This is a genomic window from Pseudomonas sp. RIT-PI-a (assembly GCF_001187875.1).
Lineage (GTDB): Bacteria > Pseudomonadota > Gammaproteobacteria > Pseudomonadales > Pseudomonadaceae > Aquipseudomonas > Aquipseudomonas coleopterorum.
The window spans coordinates 63,081-88,344 of sequence record NZ_LGIR01000001.1 but is presented as its reverse complement, the minus strand read 5'-3'; the positions used below and the strand labels follow the sequence as shown (position 1 = coordinate 88,344).

The 25,264-nt window shown below is 56.8% G+C and carries 21 protein-coding genes and 1 other RNA gene; 12 read left to right on the top strand and 10 right to left on the bottom strand.

The window, feature by feature from the left end; translation table 11 throughout:
• Positions 1 to 13 precede the first annotated feature (13 nt).
• The gene (gene grpE, locus AC788_RS00340) at positions 14 to 580 is read right to left on the bottom strand and encodes a nucleotide exchange factor GrpE (RefSeq protein WP_049858658.1); all 567 of its coding nucleotides are present in this window, start codon (positions 578 to 580) and stop codon (positions 14 to 16) included.
• A 228-nt stretch (positions 581 to 808) separates the two neighbouring features.
• On the opposite strand from grpE, the gene recN reads away from it, so the two are divergent.
• Positions 809 to 2,482 carry a DNA repair protein RecN gene (recN, locus tag AC788_RS00335; RefSeq protein WP_049858657.1) on the top strand — a complete coding sequence of 558 codons (1,674 nt, stop codon included), beginning with the start codon at positions 809 to 811 and terminating at the stop codon, positions 2,480 to 2,482.
• 163 nt (positions 2,483 to 2,645) lie between these two features.
• Here the strand turns inward: recN and fur are convergent, their stop codons facing one another.
• On the bottom strand, positions 2,646 to 3,050 hold the full coding sequence (gene fur / locus AC788_RS00330; RefSeq protein ID WP_049858656.1) for a ferric iron uptake transcriptional regulator: 405 nt from the start codon (positions 3,048 to 3,050) through the stop codon (positions 2,646 to 2,648).
• A 98-nt stretch (positions 3,051 to 3,148) separates the two neighbouring features.
• Here fur and AC788_RS00325 point away from each other — a divergent pair, with 98 nt between their 5' ends.
• Positions 3,149 to 3,670, top strand: coding sequence for an outer membrane protein assembly factor BamE (locus AC788_RS00325; RefSeq protein WP_049858655.1), 522 nt, complete (start codon positions 3,149 to 3,151; stop codon positions 3,668 to 3,670).
• A 61-nt stretch (positions 3,671 to 3,731) separates the two neighbouring features.
• Here the strand turns inward: AC788_RS00325 and AC788_RS00320 are convergent, their stop codons facing one another.
• Together AC788_RS00320 and AC788_RS00315 are read right to left on the bottom strand one after the other, a co-directional pair.
• Positions 3,732 to 4,043, bottom strand: a complete 312-nt coding sequence (locus tag AC788_RS00320) for an RnfH family protein (protein WP_049858654.1) — start codon at positions 4,041 to 4,043, stop codon at positions 3,732 to 3,734.
• Complete coding sequence (locus AC788_RS00315) at positions 4,036 to 4,470, bottom strand: type II toxin-antitoxin system RatA family toxin (protein WP_043190809.1); 435 nt, start codon at positions 4,468 to 4,470, stop codon at positions 4,036 to 4,038. The genes AC788_RS00320 and AC788_RS00315 overlap by 8 nt, the downstream gene beginning before the upstream one ends.
• A gap of 258 nt (positions 4,471 to 4,728) precedes the next feature.
• Between AC788_RS00315 and smpB the strand changes: the two genes are divergently transcribed.
• Complete coding sequence (smpB, locus tag AC788_RS00310) at positions 4,729 to 5,211, top strand: SsrA-binding protein SmpB (protein WP_043190812.1); 483 nt, start codon at positions 4,729 to 4,731, stop codon at positions 5,209 to 5,211.
• Between the two features lie 48 nt (positions 5,212 to 5,259).
• Here smpB and AC788_RS00305 read toward each other — a convergent pair whose 3' ends face one another.
• Complete coding sequence (locus AC788_RS00305) at positions 5,260 to 6,027, bottom strand: GntR family transcriptional regulator (RefSeq protein WP_049858653.1); 768 nt, start codon at positions 6,025 to 6,027, stop codon at positions 5,260 to 5,262.
• A gap of 185 nt (positions 6,028 to 6,212) precedes the next feature.
• Here AC788_RS00305 and AC788_RS00300 point away from each other — a divergent pair, with 185 nt between their 5' ends.
• The 4 genes from AC788_RS00300 to AC788_RS00285 all read left to right on the top strand — a co-directional run bounded on the left by AC788_RS00300 (position 6,213) and on the right by AC788_RS00285 (position 10,314).
• Positions 6,213 to 7,913: a lactate permease LctP family transporter gene (locus AC788_RS00300; RefSeq protein ID WP_049858652.1), complete on the top strand. Its 1,701-nt coding sequence runs from the start codon at positions 6,213 to 6,215 to the stop codon at positions 7,911 to 7,913.
• 216 nt (positions 7,914 to 8,129) lie between these two features.
• The gene (locus tag AC788_RS00295) at positions 8,130 to 8,402 is read left to right on the top strand and encodes a hypothetical protein (protein WP_043190822.1); all 273 of its coding nucleotides are present in this window, start codon (positions 8,130 to 8,132) and stop codon (positions 8,400 to 8,402) included.
• 78 nt (positions 8,403 to 8,480) lie between these two features.
• Positions 8,481 to 8,873: a transfer-messenger RNA gene (gene ssrA / locus AC788_RS21100) on the top strand.
• Positions 8,874 to 9,057: 184 nt separating this feature from the next.
• Positions 9,058 to 10,314: an integrase domain-containing protein gene (locus AC788_RS00285; RefSeq protein ID WP_049858651.1), complete on the top strand. Its 1,257-nt coding sequence runs from the start codon at positions 9,058 to 9,060 to the stop codon at positions 10,312 to 10,314.
• Positions 10,315 to 10,445: 131 nt separating this feature from the next.
• On the opposite strand, the gene AC788_RS00280 is transcribed toward AC788_RS00285, so the two are convergent.
• The 3 genes from AC788_RS00280 to AC788_RS00270 all read right to left on the bottom strand — a co-directional run bounded on the left by AC788_RS00280 (position 10,446) and on the right by AC788_RS00270 (position 14,169).
• A complete protein-coding gene (locus tag AC788_RS00280) occupies positions 10,446 to 10,940 on the bottom strand; it encodes a DUF6998 domain-containing protein (RefSeq protein WP_049858650.1) in 495 nt (164 codons plus the stop codon).
• 17 nt (positions 10,941 to 10,957) lie between these two features.
• The gene (locus tag AC788_RS00275; protein ID WP_236690439.1) at positions 10,958 to 12,052 is read right to left on the bottom strand and encodes an argonaute/piwi family protein; all 1,095 of its coding nucleotides are present in this window, start codon (positions 12,050 to 12,052) and stop codon (positions 10,958 to 10,960) included.
• Between the two features lie 356 nt (positions 12,053 to 12,408).
• Positions 12,409 to 14,169: an SIR2 family protein gene (locus AC788_RS00270; RefSeq protein ID WP_049858702.1), complete on the bottom strand. Its 1,761-nt coding sequence runs from the start codon at positions 14,167 to 14,169 to the stop codon at positions 12,409 to 12,411.
• A 489-nt stretch (positions 14,170 to 14,658) separates the two neighbouring features.
• Here AC788_RS00270 and AC788_RS21900 point away from each other — a divergent pair, with 489 nt between their 5' ends.
• The 5 genes from AC788_RS21900 (at position 14,659) to AC788_RS00245 (ending at position 18,694) form a co-directional block, all read left to right on the top strand.
• Entirely contained in the window at positions 14,659 to 14,931 is a 273-nt protein-coding gene (locus tag AC788_RS21900; RefSeq protein ID WP_236690440.1) for a hypothetical protein, read from the top strand.
• Positions 14,932 to 15,026: 95 nt separating this feature from the next.
• A complete protein-coding gene (locus AC788_RS00260; protein WP_049858647.1) occupies positions 15,027 to 15,995 on the top strand; it encodes a DUF932 domain-containing protein in 969 nt (322 codons plus the stop codon).
• 78 nt (positions 15,996 to 16,073) lie between these two features.
• The gene (locus tag AC788_RS00255) at positions 16,074 to 17,075 is read left to right on the top strand and encodes a YqaJ viral recombinase family nuclease (protein WP_049858646.1); all 1,002 of its coding nucleotides are present in this window, start codon (positions 16,074 to 16,076) and stop codon (positions 17,073 to 17,075) included.
• Between the two features lie 90 nt (positions 17,076 to 17,165).
• A complete protein-coding gene (locus AC788_RS00250) occupies positions 17,166 to 18,062 on the top strand; it encodes a recombination directionality factor (RefSeq protein WP_049858645.1) in 897 nt (298 codons plus the stop codon).
• A 329-nt stretch (positions 18,063 to 18,391) separates the two neighbouring features.
• Positions 18,392 to 18,694 carry a hypothetical protein gene (locus tag AC788_RS00245; RefSeq protein ID WP_049858644.1) on the top strand — a complete coding sequence of 101 codons (303 nt, stop codon included), beginning with the start codon at positions 18,392 to 18,394 and terminating at the stop codon, positions 18,692 to 18,694.
• Between the two features lie 30 nt (positions 18,695 to 18,724).
• Here the strand turns inward: AC788_RS00245 and AC788_RS00240 are convergent, their stop codons facing one another.
• Positions 18,725 to 22,099 carry a DEAD/DEAH box helicase family protein gene (locus AC788_RS00240; protein ID WP_049858643.1) on the bottom strand — a complete coding sequence of 1,125 codons (3,375 nt, stop codon included), beginning with the start codon at positions 22,097 to 22,099 and terminating at the stop codon, positions 18,725 to 18,727.
• A complete protein-coding gene (locus AC788_RS00235) occupies positions 22,099 to 25,242 on the bottom strand; it encodes a site-specific DNA-methyltransferase (protein WP_201777925.1) in 3,144 nt (1,047 codons plus the stop codon). The genes AC788_RS00240 and AC788_RS00235 overlap by 1 nt, the downstream gene beginning before the upstream one ends.
• Positions 25,243 to 25,264: the final 22 nt, after the last annotated feature.

The following is a 25,264-nucleotide window of genomic DNA, read 5'->3' as shown; positions in this document are numbered from 1 at the left end:
CACTTGGCCGATTTCAAGCCTGCTCGTCGATCGAAGGCGAAACCGGCGCGGCGGCCTTGCTGACCACGACCATGGCCGGGCGCAGCAGGCGTCCATTGAGCTGATAGCCCTTCTGGAAAACTTTCAAGACACTGTTGGGCTCGACGTCCGCGCTTTCCTGCATGGCCATGGCCTGATGATGCTCGGCGTTGAACGGCTGACCGTGCGGATCGATGGCTTCGAGGTTGTAACGCTTGAGCGTGTCCTGGAACATCTTCAGGGTCAGTTCCATGCCTTCGCGCATCGGACGGATGCTTTCGTCATCGGGGCTGGACAGTTCGATGCCGCGCTCCAGGCTGTCGAGCACAGGCAGCAGGTCGCCGGCGAACTTCTCGAGGGCAAACTTGTGCGCCTTTTCCACGTCCTGGTCGGCGCGGCGGCGAACATTCTGCAGGTCGGCGGCTACGCGCAGGGACTGGTCCTGGGCGGCGGCGAGCTGCTCTTCGAGCAATTGCACGCGCGCGGCGAGGTCTTCGGCACCGGCGTCGGCAGCCTGATTAGCGTCTAGATTCTGATCGTCCAGGTTCTGTTCGTCAGCCATTGGTTCTCTCCTCTCGATTACGTCCGCGAGGTCGACTCGCGCTTCTGACCGGTATATGGGGTCGCAAATCCGCGCTTCAAGGGCTGACGACAAGTGGCGACACGCGAGCTTTGCGAGTCAGCAATAAAAAATCCCGGGATCAGGCGAAAACGAGCTAAGGACGAATATTGTCAGCCCTGCATGAAACACTGTATAAATAACCAGACATTCATGCCTGGGGGCGGTCTTATGCTGGTGCACCTGTCCGTACACAACTATGCCATCGTCGAACATCTCGACCTCGAACTCGAGCGCGGGATGAGCGTGATCACGGGCGAAACCGGCGCCGGCAAATCGATCATGCTCGATGCGCTGGGCCTTGCCTTGGGCGACCGTGCCGACAGCGGCGTGGTTCGCCCAGGCGCCGACAAGGCCGACATTCTGGCCACGTTCGACCTGGTCGACATCCCCGAGGCCAGCGGCTGGCTGGCCGAGCGCGACCTGGAAACCGACGGCCCCTGCATTCTGCGCCGGGTGATCACCGCCAAGGGCGGTTCGCGCGGCTACATCAATGGGACCCCCTGCCCGCTGGGCGACCTCAAATCTCTGGGTGAGCTGCTGATCGATATCCACAGCCAGCACGAGCACCAGTCGCTGCTCAAGACCGACACCCATCGCCGCCTGCTCGACGAATATGCCGGCGCCAGCGACCTGGCTCGCCAAGTGCAACTAGCCGCGCAGAAATGGCGGCAGACTCGCCAGGAACTCGAACGCCTGTCGGATTCCGGCGACGAGCAGCGCGCACGCCACCAACTGCTCAGCTATCAGCTGGAAGAGCTGGAGAATCTCGGCCTGGGTGAAAACGAGCTGGAGCAGCTGGAACAGGAACACAAGAACCTGACCAACGCTGAAGCGCTGTTCGGCATCTGCCGCCAGGTCATCGACCACTGCAGCGAAAACGATTCGGGCAACGTGCTCAGCGCGCTGACCGCCAGTCTGAATCGCCTGGGCGGCGTCAGCAATGCACCGAACGCACTGGGCGAAGCCGCCTCGATGCTGGCCACGGCGCAGATCCAGGTGGAAGAAGCGGTTGGCGAACTCAATCGCTTTCTCGATCACTTCGAGGCAGACCCGGCGCGTTTGCAGCATATCGAGGAGCGCCTCGACACTATCTATACCCTGGCGCGCAAACACCGCGTACACCCAACCGAGGTGGTGGCATTGCAACACCGCTTGCTCGAAGAGCTGGAAGGCTTGAATGCCAGCGACGAGTCGATCGAGCAACTGGGTGAGGAACTGGCGGCCTATGCCCGTCACTATCAGGAAAAAGCGCGCGAGCTGACCGGCCTGCGCACCCATGCGGCAGCGCAACTGGCCGCTGCGGTGGAAGTGGAGATTCAGCGCCTAGGCATGCCTGGCGGGCGCTTTACTATCGAGCTACGCGCCAACGCTCATGAGGATTTACACCCAAATGGTCTGGAGCAGGTCGAGCTACTGGTCAGCGCCAACCCGGGCCAGCCCATGAAGCCCCTGGCCAAGGTGGCTTCGGGTGGTGAGCTGTCGCGGATCAGTCTGGCGATCCAGGTGATCACGGCGCAGACCTCGCGGGTCCCCACGCTGGTGTTCGACGAAGTGGACGTGGGCATCGGCGGGCCTACCGCAGAAATCGTCGGCCAGTTGCTTCGTCGCCTGGGTGAACGTGGCCAGGTACTGACCGTGACCCACCTGCCGCAGGTGGCGGCTCAAGGGCATCATCATCTGTTCGTGCACAAGGTGCGTGGCAGCGATGAGACGCGTACTGCGGTGTCGAACCTGGGCAAGGGCGAGCGCGTGGAAGAAGTGGCGCGGATGCTGGGCGGGATCGATTTGACCAAGGAATCGTTGGCCCATGCCAAGAAGATGGTGGTGACCGCCAAGGGGTGATGATGGCAGGTCCGGCCTCTTCGCGGGCAGAGCCCGCTCCCACAATGCTGCAATGCAACCCTGCTCCATGTGGGAGCGGGCTCTGCCCGCGAAGAGGCCCTCACTGACACACCGCATACAAAAAAGGCGACCCTAGGGTCGCCTTTCTGCATCAAGCCCGAGATTACTTGGGCCGGCGCACGTACAGCACCAGGTTGTGATCGACCAACTCGTAGCCGTTCTGGATCGCACGCTCCTTCTGGAGCCGTTCAATCTCGTGATCGGTGAACTCGATCACTTCACCCGACTCCACATCGACCATGTGGTCGTGATGCTCGCCGTCTGCCAATTCGAACACGGCATGGCCGCCGTCGAAGTTATGACGTGCTACCAGACCGGCCGCTTCGAATTGAGTCAGAACACGGTAAACCGTGGCCAGACCCACATCCTCGCCAGCCTCCATCAGCGCCTTGTAGACCTCTTCGGCGCTCATGTGGCGTTGCTGTGCCGATTCCAGCATTTGCAGAATCTTGACCCGTGGAAGGGTCACCTTGAGGCCGGCTTTACGCAGTTCGCTATTATCAACCATGGTCAGCTTTCTCAACGATGCGGCTTCGCAGCATCTCTTAATACGGGTATGATCGGGGTTTACGTTGTCCCAGCCAAGATAGTGGAAGTCGCCCACCGATGCAAAACACCAAGCACTTGCTAACCAGCCTCACCTTCGTGGGACTGCTCGCACTCGCCGGTTGTTCATTCCCCGGGGTTTACAAAATCGACATCCAGCAGGGCAATGTCGTCACGCAGGACATGATAGACCAGTTAAGGCCCGGAATGACCCGTCGGCAAGTAAGGTTTATCATGGGCAACCCTCTGCTGGTCGACACGTTCCACGCCAATCGCTGGGATTATCTGTACAGCCTGCAGCCAGGCGGCGGTGAACGTCAGCAGGAACGCATGAGTGTCCTGTTCAACGGCAACGACCAGCTGGTTGGCCTGTCCGGCGACTTCATGCCCGGCGTCAGCAAGGATCAGGCGATTCTGGGCAGCGATACCGACACCAACGTCGTGCCTCAGCAGGGCGAGCCACAGAAAGCCGAAGAGCCACCCAAGCCCGGGTCGATGCTCGAAGACATCCAGCGCGATGTGGACGGCGTGAAGACGGTTCCCGTCCCAACGCCCCAGCCGCTGGACGTTTCGCCGCAGTAAGCAGGCGATACGAAAAAAGCCCGGTGATGCCGGGCTTTTTTATGGGCGAAGAAAACAGGTCTCAGCGTGCCTTGCGCGCTTGCGCCGCCTTGGCTGCGCGCAATCGCCGCACTTCTTTCGGGTCCGCCAACAAAGGTCGATAGAGCTCGATGCGATCACCTGCCTGCAGCGCGTACTCGGCAGGAGAATCCACAAGCTTTGCGAAGATGCCTACCGGGCATTGGGAGAAATCCACGTCAGGAAAGCGTGCGGCGATGCCCGATATTTCGATGGCCTGGGCCACCGTGGTACCTATGGGTACCTGAAGCGAGATCAATGCCTGGTCACCGACAGCGGCATAGACCACTTCAATCTCGATCGACCGGTCAGCCATGCAACTGCTTGGCGCGCTGGCAAAAGGCATCGACCAAGGTATTGGCAGCCTGGTTGAACAGCGGACCCAAGGTGGCACGAACGATGGGGCCGGCGTAGTCGAAGGACAGATCGAGGCTGATCTTGCAGGCCTTCTCGCCCAATGGCTTGAATACCCACATACCGTGCAATTGATTGAACGGGCCTTCTTCTAGGTTCATTTCGATGGAGCGACCAGGCTCCAGGGTATTGCGGGTCACGAAGTGCTGACTCAACCCACCCTTGGCAATGTCCAGGTTGGCGCGCATCAAGGTGTCGGTTTCTTCGAGGATGGTGGTGGCCGAACACCAGGGCAGGAACTCGGGATAGCGCGACACATCGTTGACCAGGTCGTACAAGGCCTGAGCAGGATATGGCAGCAAAGCCGAGCGTTGAATATGGGTAGTCATGCGAGCGTCACTTCCAAAGCTGGGCGGCGGACGCGAGCATCACGCGCCGGCCGGACGACGCCAACGGCGCCTTGAAAATAAGGTAGGCATGCCAGCAGACAGGGGGCATGCCAACGAAATCATGGGGCTTCTTTGTCGACAGCGGCAGAGCGCAGGCTATCCAAAAAGATCACGTATTGTCCGGTATTCATTGCAACCGCTCAAGCACACCGCAATACCGTAGCCGAGAGCGCAACGACTGCCTATAATGCGCGCCCTATGGCCAAATTAAAGAAACACCCTACAGGGACCATCGCGCAGAACAAGAAAGCGCGACACGATTACTTCATCGAACACCGTTTCGAGGCTGGCTTGGTCCTGGCCGGTTGGGAAGTAAAAAGCCTGCGTGCCGGCAAGGCGCAACTGGTGGACAGCTACGTGCTGCTCAAGGATGGCGAAGCCTGGCTGATGGGTAGCCACTTCACCCCCCTGACCACGGCCAGCACCCACGTGATCGCCGACCCGACGCGCACCCGCAAACTGTTGCTCAACCGCCGCGAGTTGGAAAAGCTGTTCGCCCAGGTTCAGCAGAAGGGCTATGCCTGCGTGGCCTTGTCGATCTACTGGAGCAAGCACTTGATCAAGTGCGAAATCGCTCTGGGCAAGGGCAAGAAGGAATACGACAAGCGCGACACCGAACGCGAGCGCGATTCCAACCGCGAGTTGCAGCGTGCCGTGCGCAACAAGGGCAAGGAAGACTAATCTCCCCGCCTTTGCAGCGCCGGTTTCACCGCTTTTTCCGGCTTGCTTTCACAAGCCGTTGCGCCGCTGCGCGCGAGCGGTTCGCTGCACCGTCTGCCGCGCCTCGTCGAGCACGCCCTGCACGTAGGTGATGTGCAGACTGGCCAACTCCCGCGCCTGTTCTGCCTGCCCCTCGACGATTGCTTGAAACAGCCGCCGATGCTGCGCGATGAGCTTGTCGCGGGTTTCGACACTGTGCCGATGCATCCCCCCGATGTTCACCACCATATTGCGCTTGAGCATGTCGAACAGCCCGCGCACGGTGTGCAGCAACACTGCGTTGTGACTGGCTTCGGCGATGGCCAGATGGAAGTTGGCATCGGCCACGCCCTCCTCCTCCCGCGTCACGCTGTCGACCCGCCGGTAACAGTCTTCCAGAACATCCATGGCCAGCTTCAGCTGCTCACGATCGATCTCAGTGGCGCGCTGCGCCGCATAGAACGCACATGACGCTTCCAGCGTGTGACGAAATTCCAGCAGATCGCGCTGGCTCTCCGGATTGCTTTCCAGCAGCGCCAGCAATGGATCGCTGAAGGTCGAGCCCAGCTTGTGGCAAACATAGTTGCCGCCGCCTTGACGACTGACCAGCATGCCCTTGGCGACCAGCTTCTGGATGGCTTCGCGCAGCGAGGGGCGCGACACGCCGAATTGCTCGGCGAGCGCCCGCTCGGCCGGCAAACGCTCGCCTGCACGCAGCGTGCCCTCCAGGATCATGGCTTCCAGACGCTCGACAATGCCATCGGACAAACGCCGCTGGCGGACTTGATCAATACCCATGGGTGGCTCCAACACACGATTGCTTCGGCCGCACTCGACCAAAGTCATAGACAAGGAAATTGACAGCCCCACGGCTGCGCCCTAACCTGACTTGGATCTATTGTAAATTGGTATTACCAATTTCTGCAATCAAACAGCCGCACGACAGCGCCAAGCCTTCCAAAAAAAACAAGGGGCCTCAGCTTATGCAAACCTGGCAGCAGATCTACAACCCGCTCGGCAGCCTCGGGCTGTCCGCCCTGGTTGCCGTCATTCCCATCGTGTTCTTCTTCCTGGCGTTGGCCGTGTTCCGCATGAAGGGGTACATCGCCGGCAGTATCACGCTGGCGCTGTCCATTATCCTGGCCATCTTCGCCTACGGCATGCCCGCCGACATGGCGCTGGCCGCCGCGGGTTACGGGTTCATGTACGGCCTGTGGCCGATTGCCTGGATCATCGTTGCCGCCGTGTTCCTCTACAAACTCACGGTGAAGAGCGGCCAGTTCGAAATCATCCGCAGCTCGGTGCTGTCCATCACCGACGACCAACGCCTGCAGGTGTTGCTGATCGGCTTTTGCTTCGGCGCGTTTCTGGAAGGTGCGGCAGGCTTCGGCGCGCCGGTGGCGATTACCGCTGCCCTGTTGGTGGGCCTGGGCTTCAACCCGCTCTACGCCGCAGGCCTGTGCCTGATCGCCAACACCGCGCCGGTGGCCTTCGGTGCCCTGGGCATCCCGATCATCGTGGCGGGTCAGGTGACCGGCATCGACCCGTTCAAGATCGGCGCCATGACCGGCCGACAACTGCCGTTGCTGTCGCTGATCGTACCGTTCTGGCTGGTGTTCATCATGGACGGCCTGCGCGGCGTTCGGGAAACCTGGCCAGCGGCGCTGGTCGCAGGCCTGAGCTTCGCCATTGTGCAGTACCTGACCTCCAACTTCATCGGCCCGGAATTGCCCGACATCACCTCGGCCCTGGCCAGCATCGTCTGCCTGACCCTGTTCCTCAAAGTGTGGCAACCCAAGCGCGCCGCCAGCAGTGAAACGGTTGCCGTCAGCGGTGGCGCAGCCGTGATTGGCGGCGGGCCAACAGGCAAAGCCAGCGCCGTCGGTGGCTCGACGCCAACGCCCTACAGCCTGGGTCAGATTCTCAAGGCGTGGTCGCCGTTCCTGATCCTGACCGTACTCGTCACCATCTGGACCCTGAAGCCGTTCAAGGCGATGTTCGCCCCAGGCGGCGCCATGTACAACTTCGTCTTCAACTTCGCCATCCCGCACCTGGACCAAATGGTGCTCAAGACCGCGCCCATCGTCGCCACCGCCACACCGATGCCCGCCGTGTTCAAGTTCGACCCGATCTCGGCCACCGGCACGGCGATTCTGTTTGCCGCGATCATCTCGATGATGGTGCTGCGCATCGACATCAAGACCGCGTTCAAGACATTCGGCGAAACCTTGTTCGAACTGCGCTGGCCGATCCTGTCCATCGGCATGGTGCTGGCCTTCGCCTTCGTCACCAACTTCTCGGGCATGTCCTCCACCATGGCGCTGGTCCTGGCCGGTACCGGCTCCGCGTTCCCGTTCTTCTCGCCGTTCCTGGGCTGGCTCGGTGTATTCCTCACCGGCTCGGACACCTCGTCCAACGCCCTGTTCGGCTCACTGCAAGCCACCACCGCGCACCAGTTGGGCGTGAGTGACGTGCTGATGGTGGCCGCCAACTCCAGCGGCGGCGTGACTGGCAAGATGATCTCGCCGCAGTCCATCGCCGTCGCCTGCGCCGCCACCGGGCTGGTAGGACGTGAGTCCGACCTGCTGCGCTTCACGCTCAAGCACAGCCTGTTGTTCGCCACCATCATCGGCTTGATCACCCTGGCTCAAGCGTACTGGTTCACCGGCATGCTGGTGCACTGATCGGCAGCCGATCTACGTCTATCACACCAAACCTGGGGGCTAACATGCCCCCTTTTGGTGCCTTATGAATTTTTTTACATCCGCACACGTTTTGCGTAGAACCCCTGCATTGGCGCGAAGTCCATTCATCAGGCCCGCAAGCAATCGGGCTATTTCTGACTGCGGACGCCGATCCTACCGAGGAGCGCCGAGTCCACCTTGAGTAAGGAGATTCTTATGAAGCGTACCTATCTGTCCGGCCTGATCGTAGCCTCCGCCCTGGTAGCATCCCCTGTGTTCGCAGCTGAAGACCTGTGCGCCGTCAACATGCAGAAGCTGAACGACGCCAAGACCACTTCCATGCAACTGGGCGACCCTGCCAAGAGCCAATACGACGACGCCTACAAAGCAGCCATGGCCGCCCACGCTGCCAAGGACGAAAAAGCCTGCATCTCGCACTCCACCGATGCCATGAACATCCTGATGGATGCTCAGAAAAGCAAAGGCTGACCGCCAAGCCAACCATAGGGTTGGCCTGACGCCGCAAAATGACGTAGACTACGTCTCCCCTGCCTAACCGCAGGGACTGGGGCCGATTAGGATTCGACGCCGGTTGCGAAACTTTAGGTGCATGCCGACTTGGTAACAGAAGTCGTAAATCCACTGTTGCAACTTTCTATAGTTGCCAATGACGAAACCTACGAGGGCCAAGCTCTCGCTGCCTAACGGTAGCTGAGCCGCTCTTCTGGCTACTTCGGTGCCAGCGATCATCAGGGGATGCCTGTAAACCCAAAGTGATCGTCACGCAGAACAGGATCGTCGTGTAGCACGCTGTGGGCAAAGCGACTAAAACTTACACAGCTCGTCCAATGCACCCTGCCAGTCGGGCGGCTGCGGATTAACTCAATAGACACGGCTAAGCATGTAGTACCGACAGCGGAGTACTGGCGGACGGGGGTTCAAATCCCCCCGGCTCCACCATTTTTACATCTAAAGACGTCCAAGGGCGTCTTTTTTTGTGCCTGAAACGTTCAAAAATCAATGACTTAGCGTACATTAGCGTCCGAAGACGTCCGAGACCATCTACGTTTTCGTGTATTCCACGTGGTATTCCAAGCCTTCACCTGCTATTTTTTGGAATACACAACCAGCGCTGGAATACACCATGGGTTCCCAAGCCACGCACCTCTCAGACGTGAAAGTGAAAGCCGCAAAGCCAAAAGAGAAGGACTACATTCTCACCGATGGCAATGGCTTGCAAATGCGAGTGAGAAGCAATGGCTCAAGGCTGTGGAATTTTAATTACATCCATCCCGTGACGAAGAAACGGGTCAACATGGGGCTAGGGACCTTTCCTGAGGTGAGTCTGGCCCTGGCAAGAAAACGCACGGTTGAAGCTAGAGAGCTAGTCGCCCTGGGACTGGACCCTAAAGAGAAACGCGACGCTGAACGAAACGCGAAAAAAGCAGCCACGGAACACACGTTCGAGAACATCTCCTCAGCGTGGTTCGAGCTCAAGAAGGACTCAGTAACCCAAGCGTATGCTGAGGACATCTGGCGCTCCTTAACACTGCACATTTTCCCGGACCTGGGTAGCACACCGATCTCCACCATTAGTGCGCCGCAAGTCATCAACTTGCTCCGGCCGCTTGAAACCAAGGGAAGCCTTGAGACCGTCAAACGGCTTACTCAGCGGCTAAACGAGATCATGACTTACGGAGTCAATTCTGGACTGATTCACGCAAATCCACTCAGCGGGATACGCTCCGTCTTTAAGAAGCCAAAAAAGAAAAACATGGCGGCACTGCCCCCCGATGAGCTGAAAGAACTCATGGTGGCAATTGCCAATGCCAGCATAAAAAGAACTACGCGCTGCCTTATCGAATGGCAGCTTCACACCATGACCCGGCCGGCAGAGGCGGCGACTGCCTGCTGGGCCGACATCGACTTCGAAAAACGTATCTGGACGATCCCAGCTGAGCGCATGAAGAAACGACGTATACACATCGTGCCGCTCACGGATCAAGCACTGGCGCTTTTGGGTGCGATTAAACCCTACAGCGGGCACAGAGAGTACGTGTTCCCTGCAGACCGGAATCCTAGAACCCACTGCAACAGCCAAACCGCCAACATGGCGCTGAAGAGAATGGGCTTCGAAGGCCGCTTGGTCAGCCATGGCATGCGCTCAATGGCCAGCACGATCCTCAACGAACACGGCTGGGATCCTGAGCTGATTGAGGTGGCGCTTGCCCACGTCGACAAAGATGAGGTTCGCAGCGCCTACAACCGGGCAGACTATATCGAACGCAGGCGACCGATGATGGCATGGTGGAGCGACCACATTCAGGAGGCCGCTACCGGCAATCTGTCGATGTCCGCCATCAAAGAAAATCGGGACAGAAAAGTCGTTTCAATACGCTAATCAAGAGGCTGCTCCAAGCCGAAAGTACATGGGCAGTCATCCAGAGTTCGAGATGATGGTGCGCCTAGTGCTGGTGCAAGACTATCGAGTGATGAGGCTCGCTGGGAACAATCGCCAAGGCCGCAATGTGGCTATGAGCGCGACCAGCGCAATCGTGCGATCGCCTTGAACTGTGAGATTCCGACTGACCCTCTCTCGTTCCGTGCTTTTGAGCCAGGCCTATTCAGCAACTCTTCAACAGCAGGCCGTTCGGCCTCATAGATTGCAAATGCGTTTAAGTCGGAATCCAGCAGAACCAACTGAACGACGTCGAACGGCTGCCTTAGGTCAATGGAGCCTACTCGGCCAGTGATTCTCTTCGCATTGGGAATCACCCGCCCCTTGATCTGCACCAGGACAGGAACCCCATCCCTTATTTCTGTGGCGTCGTAGCCGGCTGTACGCGCCGCATGCAGGTCTAAACCAAGTATCGCAGCAGCCTCACACTCGGCAATTTCACCGGTGATACCTAGCGGTTTCCCAGTCAGCCGCCGGTATCGAGTCGCAAGTCTTTTTGCCTGCTCCACAAGCTCAAGTAGCTCAGCACGGTCAGACTCTGACGGTATCTGTACATTGGGTTCAGTCATGAGAGAAAACAGCTCCGCTACATGAATAGGCGGTAGGGATACACATTGCCCGGCAGGTCAGGGACGTTGGCTATGGTCCGAGCCAATCGCTGTGAGTACCGGATACTCACGGGCACAGGGTCGTAAAGCGCATCGTTGTTCCAGTCCATCTTGGTCAAAGCTAGGGCTTCATGGGCTATAAGCTCGAGTGAGCCACTCCCCGCGTGCCGAATGAGCTGGAGCGGTTTGGGAATACTCTTCTTTCCTTGGTAGTAATCGCCTTTGTTGGACACCTCTGGCGCATTGCCCGCTACCCAAACGAGGGCCGAGTTACCTGATCGAACAACCATCGTCCCCCGCGGGACCGGGTAGCCCGACGGTTTGGTTAGCGGCTTCGCTCGACCAGACTCAATTAGCCAGACACCTCTCCAGCACAATGCCGCACCGACCTCGATGCATTCAATTTCGGGCACGCCCGACAATGCGTCGAATGCACCGTCGATTTCCTCTGGCTTGAACGCGGTGGTTTTATGGATGACCAGCCGCTTGGGCAAGTTTCCGCCGTTTCGACCTTGATAAAGCGCAAGGCTTCGAGCAAGCACTGCGCGCATGTCGTCTCGACTCAGGAAAGGATTGCGACGGGCCTCAGCTACGTCTACAACCGGGTCGCGTGCCTCGAAGGCGACGAACTGCATTCCGCCGCCATCCATGTCGAACACCTGCGAGCAACACGTCACGTAGTGAGCGTTGCGTTGGTCTCCGCGTAATGCATAGGCGAGGCCGATGTAGGCCGTGTCAACTGGCACACCCTTTAGCGGGGCCAACTTCCAGGGTGTACCTGCCGCTTTCACATACAGAGCAATTGCAAGACGCCAAGCGAGCGATGCTTTGTAATTGAACGTGAACACCCGGTCATTCAGTACCTGGGTCGGGATGTTGTACTTTGCCCCAAGCGCCTTAAGTACATCGTGCGCATCGAAGAACTTGGTGCGTGTCGCTGGAGCCCAAGAATCCGGTAAGTGCACCAGGACGACATCGAATTCGTTTCGTAACGTGTCAAGGCGCCGGAAAGCTGCGTCCATCGCCTGGAACAGCCGATCTTGAGGTTCGCCATCGCCGGGGAGGTGGTTCAAGGAGTCCGGCCACTTGATGTGCGCACTGCCAGGTGCGGATTCCAGTCTCACCCGGAATAGAGCTTCGAAGCCAGGGTACGGAGGCACGTATTCTGAGCGATCAGTGGGGCGGTACGACGCTCTTAGAGACGCCATCAATTCTCCGCGACGCCTGAACGCACTCTCAGGGCCAACAGTAGCGATCCGCACCTGTGGGGTGTATCCGCCAAATGAGTCCTTGGAATACGGCCCGAAGTTGACAAGTCCTCTCAACGGATGCACGTCTATCTGCGCAGCATCTGAGGGAGAAAAGGAAAGTAGCGGTTCGTCCAGCAAAGTGAACGGCGGAAGCCTCGATGCATGCGCAGGACTGGCCATCACTTGGTCCTCTCGAAGTACGGATGATGGTGGCCAGGCCGGCTCCAACCGGTGACCTGCGAGATACTGAATACCGCGTCGATGCCTGCGCTTCCGTCCAAACCGAAAGCACTCACCGTGCCATTCTGAGTTGAGGCGAGCATAGTCGCCCATGCGTCAATTATTGCTGCCCACTGCTTGTTGTACTTTGGGGCCCAGCGCTCCCTACGCCAGTCACCAGCAGGATCTCCCCCTTGGCGTCCAAACGGCATTATCAGTGAGTTTCGCTCACCACTCCCCGGATCGACTCGCATAGTCTGCTCAGAGAGCTCCAACCTGGGAGTGTCTACAAACGTGTACGGTTCAAAGCCGCACCACCAGCGCGCCTCAACATGCTCAAGCTTCAGGAGGACGCCTTCATAGAAGGGGAAGCCCAGGTTTGGAACACTTCCTGTCAGGGCACTCTCATACGCAGCACGCAACCGGGAAAGCTTCTGGGTCCGCAGACTAATTTTATCCTGGCCCTCGCTTTGTTGAGGAGCGGCGACGACCAGCGAATGACCAGATCGCTTGAATCTGGGAATAAGGGGGCGATGACGTGAGAGAGCCTTGATCAGCGCATCGTATAGTAATCCAAGCGCCCAGCTGTCCTTGATCGCATCCAGTGCCACCGTCCCCGCAATCTGCGCACCAAGAGGGGCGAGCGCAGCCACTAACTCCTCATCCCTCCCGAACACCGCCAGCTCGCGGCCGTTCGCCGCCACTACCGCCCTGCATCTTTTTTCTTTAAGCAGCGCCCTGACAGCCGGAGAAGTTGTGGAGTTCGCAAGGGTCATCCGGCGTGCTACTAGCGGCAATGATTCGATCAAGATTGCAGAGTACCTGAGTACAGGAAACTGCCGTGCCTCAGCATTCGGCAATTGAACCGGCGCAAAACGAGGGACGGCTCGCCCTTGCATTACGTGATCCATCAGCACAGGAGGCAGGTCGATATGCTTGATCACATCAGCAGCCAGTTCGTCGAACGTCTTACACTCGACCACCGCAACATCGACGCCAGCAAGGCGAGCGTGTTCAAGGAACTGGGTAACTTCGGGCAGAAGCCGAGAAGTCGAAGACGTTACCCAATACAGACCATTCGGAAAGGGCACCGCCTCCCGCAGGACAGAATTCAGCGCCTCCATGACAGAGGCATCCCGACCACTGTAGCCGACAAACACCATGCCGAAGCGCTTGCTGGCCTCGACCAGCACATGCCTCATATGCTCGTCTTGATTCTCCAACTCCAAACCGGTGTTCTTGATGGCAGTGGATTGATAATCGCCATGTAGCTTCGCTACCAGGGGCCAGTCTGACTCGTTGAAGCTCTGCATTGCGCGCTCACTCGAGTCGATGGCCGCAACTATCGGCCGGGCCTGCTCAGTCGTCGGTAGGAGGGCATTAGCGGATGAAGCAGACTCTTCAATCAGCGGATCGAAGTTCGTGGTGAACACGCAGTCCACCTTCCTCGCAGCAAGTAAGCTTCCGAGCACCCTGTGCCCGAAACATTGTGTGCCTTTGGAAATGGCGTCGTCGATATATTGCCGGCGGTGCCGGGGCTGCGGGTAGACGGCCTCGAACGCAGCGGCGTACTCAGTCGGATCACCGCCGGGCGGCAAGATTGATGTCCTTCGAAAGAAATCGTCGATCCGGTCAATCCAAACCTGATCCCCGGTGTCGATTTCCCGTTTGGAGAGGTTGTTCTCACGACAGAATATTTGCGCCTTGAAGTCACGGATCATGGCGTAGCCCGTGGGAATTCCCGAAGCTGCTGACGCTCCGGCTCCGAGGAACCATGCTACAAGATTAGGCCTCAACGCTAACGCAGTCGCGAAACTGCTTGCCGACATTGTCTGGATTGATTGCGTCACGACATTTCCTTGTCTCTTTTTGGTGTGGCAGACACCCTCTTAAAACTCAATATAACGCAAACGGCCTACATTGATATTTTTAGCTAACTTCGGCGGCTAACTGCTTCGGATTTTGCGAGACGACGTGAAAGGCACCTTTTCCGAGCTTGGTTGATGTGGGCCCGATCCAAAGCGACCGCAGGCAGAATCGGGCGTATTCTGCCGTAGTAACCTAATCACTCGTCCCAAAGCGTGCTGATTCAATTCGAAAAAATCTCAGCCCTACATAACTGCAATGACATCACCACCAAGAAGGTTCGACCCATGTCATTGCACTGCCCTCGCTGTCACTCACCCAAAGTCGCTTCATTCCATCACGCCATGAAAATCGGCGCGGCCATCGGCACCGTGGGTGGTGCTGCGCGTGGCGCCAGCGCTGCGCTGGCCGGTGGCCAAGCAGGTGCGCTTATTGGCGCTCTCGCCGGTCCTGTCGGGATCACCCTTGGCTCGGTATCGGGAGCCATCCTCGGTGGGCTGGCCGGCGGGGTTGGTGGTTGTGCGCTCGGCGCTCAGCTCGGCGATACGCTTGACCGACACGTCCTGGCCCACAACCTCTGCTTGCTCTGCGGCCATCGCTTCAACCTGCCGGCCTGATCGGGCCGCACCAACCTTTTCTATTCATATCGTCCGGACGCTGCTGCGCTGGGCGCGGCGCTTTATGCCGGCTTGCACCCTAAGGAATCTCAACCATGGCTCATCTCGTCGAAACAATAGCCTACGCTGGCGCGACTCCCTGGCACGGCCTGGGCAATCAGCTCACGCAAAAACAACCTATCGAAGTCTGGCAACACGAAGCCGGTATGGACTGGCAGATCCAGGAAAGCCCCGTGCATTTTAAATCGGACGCTATTGGCCACCTGGGCACTATCCACTCGTTCCCTGAGCAAAAAGTGCTTTTCCGCTCGGACACCAAGGCACCGCTATCGGTGGTCTCCAACCGTTACCACACAGTGCAGCCGCGCGAGGTGCTGGAGTTCTACCGGGATCTCACCGAGGTCTCTGGCTATGAGCTGGAAACGGCGGGCGTACTCAAAGGGGGCCGCAAGTTCTGGGCGCTGGCGCGTACCGGCCAGGGTGCTGCGATCAAGGGTAACGACCAGGTGAACGGCTACTTGCTGCTGGCCACGTCCTGCGACGGCACCTTGGCGACCACAGCAACCCCGACCACGGTGCGCGTGGTATGCAACAACACCCTGAGCATTGCCGTGGACGGCGCCAGCCGCGCAATTAAGGTGCCACACAACACCCGCTTTGACTCAACGGTGGTGAAGAAACAGCTCGGCATCGCCGTCTCGCAATGGGACGACTTTATGTACCGTATGCGTGCACTAGCCGAGCGCAAGGTGCAGTGGCATGAGGCGCTGGGTTTCTTCATGAGCGTGCTGTGCGAGACCAATCCGAACGGCCAACTACCTGAGGCGCTGCCCAACGAGCGTGCGCTCCGCAAGGTCCAGGAACTGTACGAAGGCCGTGGTCGTGGTAGTCAGCTCGACTCGGCACGCGGCACCGCCTGGGGCCTCCTCAACTCCGTGACCGAGTTCGTGGATCATGAGCGCCGTGCACGTAGCAACGAATACCGCATGGACTCGGCCTGGTTCGGCCAGGGTGCGCAGATCAAGCAACGTGCCCTGGACACCGCTCTACAACTGGTCGCTTGACCGCTTACTTACCCACTCCATAACGCCCGATCAGCCTAGCCGCTGATCGGGCGTTTCTATTTCCGCAAGGTGAACGCTTTGACAGCAACTCCGTTGAGCAGCACCAGCAAGCCACGCCCAGCGCTGCGCTTGATCAGTACCAAGGAACTACCGCGTGAAGATTGGTTGGCGGTGCGCAAGCAGGGCATTGGCAGTTCTGATGCTGGCGCGGCCGTTGGCCTAAACCCCTATAAATCGCAGCTCGAACTATGGATGGAGAAAACCGGTCGCGATACCACTCTGCCAAAAGCCGACCCACATGATGAAGAAAGCCCGATGTACTGGGGCAATGTGCTGGAACCAGTCGTAGCTTGGCATTACAGCAAACGCACGAAGAACAAGGTCCGACGCATCAACGCTGTGCTGCAGCACCCTGATCCTGAGCTGCCCTGGATGCTGGCCAACATCGACCGCGAGGTCATTGGTGCTGACGATGTGCAGATCCTCGAATGCAAGACAGCCGGCATAAACGGCGCACGCTTCTGGAAAGAAGGCGTGCCCGAGTATGTGCAACTGCAGGTGATGCACCAGCTCGCTGTCACCGGCAAGCAGGCTGCGGACGTGGCCGTGCTGCTGGGCGGTCAGACGGTGGAGATCCACCGTATCGAACGGGACGAGCAGATGATTGCTTGCCTGGTCGAGCTGGAACGCAAGTTTTGGCACTACGTCGAGACCGACACGCCACCGCCTGCTGATGGCTCAGCCTCGGCTGAAATGGCACTACGCGCGCTCTATCCAGAAGACAACGGCCAGACCGCCGACTTCAGTGGCCGTGCTGGTTTGGCAGCGGCCTATTTGGAACTCAAGGCGGTGCGCCAATCCATCAGCGAGAAGGAAACCCGCGAAGCCCAGCTCAAGCAGATGCTGCAACAAGCCATGGGCGGTGCCACCCGCGCGGAGTTCAGCCACGGCTTTATCAGCTGGAAAAAGTCCAAGGACAGCAACGTGCTCGATGTTGAACGCATGCTGAAGGACAAACCGTACCTGCAGGTTCGCTACACCAAACTCAAGGAAGGCAGCCGCCGTTTCCTGGTCGGCTAATCCAACCCCACTCAACCATTTCCTCTAATTGGCTAGTCCATGCAGTTAGCGCTGCGTGGCTGGCCTTTTTTCGTTTACGGGAGAACCACCATGCTCAAAGGTCTGGCAATTACCCCGCCGGTTCTCGGACGGATTTCTATTGGTAAGGTCATCGAGAAAAACGGCAAACGCCTGCCGGAAAAGGATGACCAGTTCACCATCACATCACAGGTACAAGGCAAGGACGGCTGGCTGTTGCACCCGCTCAATGATGAGCTGCGTAACAACAAGGACGATAAACTGCGCAGCATCCCGATACGCCTGCTGTTCAACGAACCGGATCTGGACTTTCGCGCTGACTACACGTTGTTTGATCGACAGTCCGGACGACCGCTGTGCGTGGGCAATGGCGATACATGCAAGCGGCTCACCCAAGACGGGATGCAATCCTTGCCATGCCCGTCGCCGGATGCCTGCCCACTGGCCAAGGGTGGCGCCTGCAAACCTTATGGCCGGCTGAATGTGCTTATCGGTGATGACGATCCGCTGGGCAGTTTCCTGTTCCGCACCACCGGTTTCAACAGCATCCGCACTCTGGCCGCACGCTTGCATTACTTCCAGGCTATTTCTGGAAATCGACTGGCCTGCCTGCCGTTGGAGCTACGCCTGCGTGGCAAGTCGACCCACCAGAGTCATGGCACGCCGATATTCTACGTCGACTTGACCGTACGCGGCGGCATGGACATAGGCGAGGCGTTACTAATTGCCAATGAACAGGATACACAACGGCAAGCGGCTGGCTTCGATCAGATCGCACTGGATGAGGCGGCGCGACGTGGCTTTGGCAACGGCGCATTCGAGGACCGCGAGGACGAAAGCTGCCTGGCAATGGAAGAGTTCTTTTCCACCTCGACTAGGGAACCCATCAATACCCAAATCGAGCCACCGCAACCCACCCACAGCTCACTGGCCGGCAAATTGGAAGTGCTTGCCACCCAAACCCACTGACCTATCGCCAACCTGGTTTCGCCAGGATTTTGGAGAGCGGAGAAGAATTTATTACGGTTCCTGCTCTGTCTGTTTGTGTTATTGGCGCACTGGCGGCAGGCGGGGCGCTGGTCGTGAGCATTGTGCTGATGCTACGTTTCCCGACACTATTGATCACGGTAGTGCTGGCATGCTGGATCTTAAGCTGGCTACAACGAAGGTTAACCAGATAAATGGGCCTACCCGAGTCAGTGGCCGGTAAGCCACTGATTCGCACCAGATCCTGTGGCTGTTTTTTTTTTGCCAGTCAGGCAGAATCTACGGCCCCTTAAGCTAGCACCCGAAAACCTATGAAACTGCTCAACACCTACGACGACCGCGACGAAGCTGAGGAGGCTGCGGAAAAGCTAACAGGCGAGAAGCGTCTGGCAAGCGAGCGTGATGCCACTGTTGTTATCTATAACCTGTTCGGCATTCCGAGTTGGGGCAACTTCCATCGCCTGGGCATGTACAACCTGAGCGAGCTGAAAAGCCTTTTGGATCGCCGTGCCAGTTGGCAGGCTGCCGAGCAGATCCGGCACGCCGAAATTGTCGCTACGCTGAATACGGTTGCGAAAAACCATGCGATTGACATCCCAGCTCACTGGCTTTAATTCCTGAAAGCCAGTGAGCCATCAGTCATTTCAAACTATCCGTGCAAACATATTGCTCAGATAGCTGTCGCGTCCGTCCTCCATAAACAGTACATGACGATCTTCCAGGTCAGCCTTCTTCGTTGCCTCGGCGACATTGAGCAGATCAGCAAACTTCGTTGGTGACAGAATGAAAGCATTCAAGACCAAGGAAGGCTCACCAGGCTTAGCCTGAGCAGCAAGTGTCGCTTCTAGATTCTTCACTTCCGTGTAAAGCCCAAGCTTGGGGTCAGATAGATTCAGGTTTCGCAGACCTTTAGGATCCACAAAGCTCAGCCATTGCTCGCCCGTGGCATCATCAACAAGCCACAGCAGGAAATCTGGATAGAAGTTACCAGCCAGCGCGAAACCTAGACCTTTCGCTTGACTATCGGCATTGCGCAGCAAATAAAGACTGCGCCCTCCGATGGCAGCTTGGCCCTTTGGGGAGCTATAAAACTCCTCCAGATCCCGAACAAAATCCCATTCACTTGGCGCATCAAAAGCCAGAGGGCGCATCTTCAAAGGAACCGCGTCTTTGTCTTCCAGTGATAACAGCGGATAGTACAGATGGCGATCAAAGCTTATGGCGACCATGTGAGGCGCATTCCACTTACTGGCCTCACCGATCTTGCCGTCAGCTACCAATTTCTTCAGCACTTCTAGCCGTTTCTGATACTCCAGACCGTCATCTGTGTTTTCGATCTCGAACTGATAGAGCTTCAGCATCGACCCGTGATCTTCTTCCATACGGATTACATCGTAAAACTGTCCCTCGTAGCCGGTTTTCAACGCTTTGTAGAAACGGTCGGTGTAATCCGTCAGCAGACGAATGAGGATGTCCTCCTGCTTACGAATGTCGTTGAACCCCCCCAGCGACAACTCCGCCGCCGGAACGTAAAGCGTGTACCAGTCAGATGAGCTCGCGCAGAAATCGATCAGTTTCTGGTGATCCAGCCGTAGGTTGCTCCAACTACGTTGCAGCTTGTAATCCTGCAAGGCTAGATAGATGCGATCCCAGTCGAATAGCGTGAACAGCGCTCCGTTCAGCTTGCCCTTATGGCGTGCTTCAACCGTAGCCACCACGGCCTTATCCTGCGTGGACAGCGCTTCGACTCGTGGATATAGATCAAGTACCACATGAGGGTTTTTGATCTTGTCCTTGAACGTTTCGGGAATTTCGTACAACAGCGGGAAGTGCGTACGTTTAAACCCCAGCTTCTGGTTGTCCTTGTAGCCATCTTTTAAGGTCAACGTCTTGAGCGTGCAGGCAGGCAGGTTCGGCCTGGTTTCAAAATCCAGATGCAGGATTTCGTCACTGGGTGTGATGCCCTCTTCGCGCAAATAATCCTTGAAGGTGGCCATATAGCTGGCACGCACCCCGAAAATATTCAGCGTCTCCAGCTTGTCCAGATGCAAGCCTTTTGGCCGCTCATTTGGCAAACTCCGTTTTAGCGAAAAGCCCTTGCCCTTGAGGCGCACGCCGCGCCCGAACAACTGGATGATCTGCGAGCCTTCGCCTTGCCCCATGTTGAGTAAGCCCATGGTAGAGACACGCCAGCTGCTCCATCCCTCAGTAAACTTGCGCGAGCCGACCAGCATGTTGAGCCGACTATCTCTGTTATTCAGAGTACCGAAAAGAGCGCCACCGAAATCGTCACGTTCACTATCGAAATCATCGACATTCTCTGCCAGGCCAAAAAAGCCCGCATCGTCACCAATATTGATCAGGCCGAAAGGCTCAGCATCACCCACACGCAATGCCAGCTCACCTTTGCTGCTCTTGATATTGACCAGCTTCAGCCGCTGCTTAGCCGGCGCATTGAACACTCGATACAGGATGTCGGCATACAGATCTTCCGGCTTACCAACGAAGCTCATAAGAGGACTGAAACGCCCCTTGAAGATATTGTTGCCCTTCGCATCAAGAATCTGAGCTTTGTCCGCAATTAGGTCGCCGAGCCATACTCTGATCTGCGCATCATTGTTCAGAAAGTAGGCTAGGAAATTGACCACTTCCAGGATATCCGACTCCTCACCAGACACCCTGTTGCCCACGAACACCCAAAGTGGCTTTTCGATGTTGAAGTCGGTCAGCTTGTCGCGATGAGTGCTCCAAAGCCAAAGCTGCTGATAGAAAGCCAATAGGCAGGCAGTGAAGTATTTGCGGGCGTACTCCTCCTGCTCGTAGGCCTCGCCGTTCATGTTCAGGATCAACGACTCTTTGCCGTAGCCGTCTTCGTAGAAAAACTTGTAGGAGTAATCGAACAAGATGCACTTGGCGTAGATCTCACGGGTTGCGGAGATACGCGCTAGGCGTTTTTCATCGTTGCTCAGAGCAAGCTGCGCCAGCTGGATGTCATCCAGCTTCTTCAGACTGACTGTCTCGAATAGCATCTTGGATTTCTTTTTCCGGATGTCTTCCTCCGCCGCAGCCACGGTCATTCCTTTGGCTACAGCCTGGCCGAAAGTAGCCGAGTACTCGAAGGCAAAGCCGCCGCGCACCAGTGCATCACGCCGGCTCATCCAGGCACCACCGGCCTTACCTGTGCCGGAATGGCCTTCGTCCACCAACACCAGGTTGTTGCCTTCGAAGGCATCCACCGCTACAACCTTGTCCCCCATCTCATCACCAAGCTTGTTGATGTCGATGATCTCGATGGTTCCGCGCGCTGGGTTCTGCGCCTTGTTGAAGAACTGAGCAAAACCAAAACCCGACAGATGCAGCTCTTCCAAGTGCTGACGCGACAAGCCCTCATTGGGCGTGAGCAGAATGATCTTGCTCGGGTAGCTGTCATGCTGACCTGCTTGGAAATAGTGCAGGTACTGCCTGATGTTGACGTGCAGTAGTAGCGTCTTACCACTGCCTGTGGCGTTCCAGAAGGCGATCTTGTTCAGATCGTCTGCCTCAAAGGCATTCAATTGCTCCGCACCGGCTTCGGAACGGTAGCGCAACATCTCCTCATTTAGACCATCCAGCAGGGCCTGAAGCTTGTTGAAATACCAGTCCAGATAAATCTCGGTGAACAACAGAGACAGGTACTGAAAGTACTTCATCTGCAGCTCATGGCCTTCCAGCTTATTCCGCTGAACGGTGATGGTTTGCCAGTGGTCAACAATGCTCAGGTCATAGCGTCGTAAGTCAGCTTCAGATACCCGATCTACTTCGAACAGATTGCGAGTCAGCTCGTGGAAGAATTTGGTTTGGCCGTCCTCGTCGACACCTTCATGTCGGTCATCACCTAGGCGCAGCTTCAATGCTCCCAAGTTACCGCCTTTGAAAAAACCCATCATCCAGCGATTGAGCACCAACTCCTGGTGAAAGCTGCGCTTTTTTCCGACAGCTTTGGCGCCGGCAGTTGCGATAGCCTTGCGGGGACGCGCCATCAGATGTCCTCCACAGAGAACATACGCTGCAGAAATTCAGGCTCAATCTGACGAAGCTTGAGCACGCGGGTGGCACCGCCTTCCTCTGCGGTTTGCGTCAGTACGGTCGGGATGTTGTGGTCACCGTTGATGTAAACCACGTCAAACTCGTTATCTGCCGGGTTAATGGCAAGCCGGTCGCAGAGCTTACTCACGCCTTCGTAATTCAGTGTCTCGCAGTCACGCCACAGCACCAGGCAGCTCTCTCCGCTAGGCAGCGCACCAGTGACGGTCACAAACCCACGCTCTGGTTGAGCATCGATATGCCGGACGCGTAGCCCAATCAGATAGTTAAATGTTTCGACTAGGTCAATATTGCGCGGCTCAAACGCGCCCGCAGAATCGACCGCCACGTTCAGTGTGTAGTCGAAAGGTTTATTGAAATCCTGCACGGAAAGCAGCGAGTCGCGGCTCTCTACATCCAGCATGTAATTCAGTAGATAGTCGTCTTTGGTCTGCTGATTCAACAGGGACAGTGTTTCACCCTGCTTGGCATCACGGCGCAGTTGCAGATTATTCAGCGTGTCTTCGTAGCTTTCGAGTTTGATAACTTTGAAGCAGTGGGAGAGACCTGTTTCCGGCGCAGTGGGTCTCCCACCTGCCCAGTCAGAGGAGAAAACAACCTTCTGAAGCCTTGGTTTTAATACGGTCTCAAAATACTCCCCTTGCTCAACAAGAAGATAATTTCGCTTCGCGCCATCCTTTCGATTCAAAGACAGGGTAGCGTGAGCAGTCGTTCCTGATCCGGCAAAGTAGTCGAGTACAGTAAAGTTACTCTTTCCAAACGACTGCATCCAGAATGCTTGCTCAAGCGTTTTGACAGATTTCGGATAGTCAAACACACCACCAAGTCCTAAGTTATCCAAGACGGTAGTACCATTGGTTCCAGCGTTGTAATCAGTGCCAACCCAGTTGCTAAATAGTGTTTCTCGCTTGCCCTCGTGGTCGATCATCTGCTTTACAGCTCCGCGATCGGTCAGAACGATCTCACCATTTTCCACGCGCCGCTTGCCCGTCTCATAGGACGAGCGCCAGACTCGCTCCTCCCCACTAGAGTTGATCGGGTAGATTCTCTCAAAACCCTCAGGTGTGAGACCGGTTGGATATTCGGAGTCGAGCGGAGGCGGTGGTTCGGTACCTACAACTGTACGGCTAGTAGGATCGACAAGCAGAGCATAAAAACTGCGCCAACGACCGACACCCCCACCACGCGGAGCACGGTAATTGTTATCAGCGGTCCCGCTACGCATGAAACTACGATCCTCCGTCTCGTCCTCCTTGGGGAAACCAAGGTACTGAGGCCCATTGGTTGGAGAAGCGACGATGTAGTACTCGTGCGTCCGAGAGAGTCGGCCGCCTGAACCTTGCGGATGGTGATTGATGACGATAGTCGAAACATCGCAACCTGAGAAATGATCGCGCAGGCACGTAAATGCGTTGTTATATTCATAATCGTCGATAGCGAACCCGAATGAGTACGAATCACCAAACAGTTTCCGGGTGAACGGGAGGGTGTTCGAAATCAGTGCTAGCCAGCTAGAATGCTCAAACTGGTTTTTGTAGGCGATCTTCGAGTGAACGGTGTTGTACGGGGGGTCAATATACGTAAAGTCTATGCTCGCCCTGTAACGCTCTTTGACTAAGTTCAGCGCTTGGAAGTTATCGCTGTGAATAACTACTCCGCCCAGACTGGCGTCGATGTCATCGATGGCTGCCAGCAACTTCTGCGTGAACTCGATCTCAAATAAGCTTGTGTCCACCATCCGATATGGCCAAGCCTTCAAATTTTCACTTGTGCGGGCTGCATTGGCGTCACAAATCCCTAGCTGCGTCCAACGGCCCCACTGCCTCTCATTTGCCAAAATTCCCGTATAGAATTCTTCCGGTACTCGGTCTAGAGTGATGCAGTAGTGGCTGGATACGACAAACTTTTTCTTCAGCCACAGCTTCTTCTGGAAGTCTTCCAATTGGGCCAGGAATGCGATCAGCTCTATCGCAATGGCGCGCAGACACTGGATCATGCGCAGCGACTTCTCGATGTCGGCAAAGGCACCGGCATTCTGTAAGTCATCTAGGTGCATGACTTCTTTCTTGATATAGAAGTCCAGCTCCCGACGCAAAAAACCACCCAGATCCTTGTGGATAAAATAGTCAGCGGTGTTCTTTGTGGTGTAGTCGCTCAGCTGTTTTTCCAGCAGGGTGCGCTGAGGATTGCTCTCGGTAGGGGCTCGGCTACCCAAATCCAGCCAGCGAGCCTTGACGGCCGCGTCATTCAGTACAGTTTCGACAGCCTTTTGAACCAGTGCGTCTTGCTTGGCACCTTTAGCTACGACCTTGTATTCAAAGCGCACGATCAGCTCTTTACCGCTCGCGCCATCTACTTCCTCGATGGGCAGGAGTTCTTCATCATACTCGTCACCCTGCTCATCGATGCGAGTAACGATTTTGTGCTCAAGGAGGGCAAAGCGACGCTCCTTATCATTGTCCTTACGGTTGTCTTTCGCCGTATCTGCCGACACTAACCTGAAATGCACCGTGCGGCCTGATCGGCCGTCATCGCTAGGCAGCTTGAAGCTGTAGTTAGCGAAGCTCTCGCCGCTCTTGGTGTAGTACTGGTCCTTATTGGCCCAATGCAACATCACCTCTTCACCGGCATAGGGAATTGCGTAGGTGTCGCCCTTGTAGCGGCGCTGACTGATGAAGTCGCCGTTGTCGTAATAACGCGAGAAGAACGTGAGCAGGTGCGAAAACACGGCGTTTTCATGTTCGCCATAGCCGGTAGTGGCTGCTTTTAGCTTGCTGCGCAATTCCTGTACTTTGGGCACGCCATCAGGGCTGACACCCAGTGCTTGGGAATTCTTTTCCGCCTCCTGTAATTCAGTTTGCAGCTGCTGGGTGTTGGCGGCATTACCTACCGCGAGAGCGGCCTGCACTTTCTCTGTCAGCCGGTTCTCCAGGTAATCGTTAATCTCATCGGCGCGGGCACTGAGGATGCGATAGATGCCAAAGTCGAGATCTGGTCGATCGATCTGAAATATCTCGCGCAGCTTAGTCACGAGTTGCTGGAATTTAACGTTCTGTTTCGCGGTCACGGCTGTGTTCATCATTCGGGCCTTAATTCGTTCG

What these genes read in the sequence shown, in the direction of transcription:
- AC788_RS00315 (WP_043190809.1), bottom strand. Translation starts at nt 4,470, where the DNA reads ATGACTACCCATATTCAACGCTCGGCTTTGCTGCCATATCCTGCTCAG.
- AC788_RS00250 (WP_049858645.1), top strand. Translation starts at nt 17,166, where the DNA reads ATGCTCAAAGGTCTGGCAATTACCCCGCCGGTTCTCGGACGGATTTCT.
- grpE (WP_049858658.1), bottom strand. Translation starts at nt 580, where the DNA reads ATGGCTGACGAACAGAACCTGGACGATCAGAATCTAGACGCTAATCAG.
- AC788_RS00235 (WP_201777925.1), bottom strand. Translation starts at nt 25,242, where the DNA reads ATGAACACAGCCGTGACCGCGAAACAGAACGTTAAATTCCAGCAACTC.
- recN (WP_049858657.1), top strand. Translation starts at nt 809, where the DNA reads ATGCTGGTGCACCTGTCCGTACACAACTATGCCATCGTCGAACATCTC.
- AC788_RS00285 (WP_049858651.1), top strand. Translation starts at nt 9,058, where the DNA reads ATGGGTTCCCAAGCCACGCACCTCTCAGACGTGAAAGTGAAAGCCGCA.
- AC788_RS00305 (WP_049858653.1), bottom strand. Translation starts at nt 6,027, where the DNA reads ATGGGTATTGATCAAGTCCGCCAGCGGCGTTTGTCCGATGGCATTGTC.
- AC788_RS00280 (WP_049858650.1), bottom strand. Translation starts at nt 10,940, where the DNA reads ATGACTGAACCCAATGTACAGATACCGTCAGAGTCTGACCGTGCTGAG.
- AC788_RS00270 (WP_049858702.1), bottom strand. Translation starts at nt 14,169, where the DNA reads ATGATCCGTGACTTCAAGGCGCAAATATTCTGTCGTGAGAACAACCTC.
- AC788_RS00320 (WP_049858654.1), bottom strand. Translation starts at nt 4,043, where the DNA reads ATGGCTGACCGGTCGATCGAGATTGAAGTGGTCTATGCCGCTGTCGGT.
- AC788_RS00300 (WP_049858652.1), top strand. Translation starts at nt 6,213, where the DNA reads ATGCAAACCTGGCAGCAGATCTACAACCCGCTCGGCAGCCTCGGGCTG.
- smpB (WP_043190812.1), top strand. Translation starts at nt 4,729, where the DNA reads ATGGCCAAATTAAAGAAACACCCTACAGGGACCATCGCGCAGAACAAG.
- AC788_RS00295 (WP_043190822.1), top strand. Translation starts at nt 8,130, where the DNA reads ATGAAGCGTACCTATCTGTCCGGCCTGATCGTAGCCTCCGCCCTGGTA.
- AC788_RS21900 (WP_236690440.1), top strand. Translation starts at nt 14,659, where the DNA reads ATGAAAATCGGCGCGGCCATCGGCACCGTGGGTGGTGCTGCGCGTGGC.
- AC788_RS00240 (WP_049858643.1), bottom strand. Translation starts at nt 22,099, where the DNA reads ATGGCGCGTCCCCGCAAGGCTATCGCAACTGCCGGCGCCAAAGCTGTC.
- AC788_RS00260 (WP_049858647.1), top strand. Translation starts at nt 15,027, where the DNA reads ATGGCTCATCTCGTCGAAACAATAGCCTACGCTGGCGCGACTCCCTGG.
- AC788_RS00245 (WP_049858644.1), top strand. Translation starts at nt 18,392, where the DNA reads ATGAAACTGCTCAACACCTACGACGACCGCGACGAAGCTGAGGAGGCT.
- AC788_RS00325 (WP_049858655.1), top strand. Translation starts at nt 3,149, where the DNA reads ATGCAAAACACCAAGCACTTGCTAACCAGCCTCACCTTCGTGGGACTG.
- fur (WP_049858656.1), bottom strand. Translation starts at nt 3,050, where the DNA reads ATGGTTGATAATAGCGAACTGCGTAAAGCCGGCCTCAAGGTGACCCTT.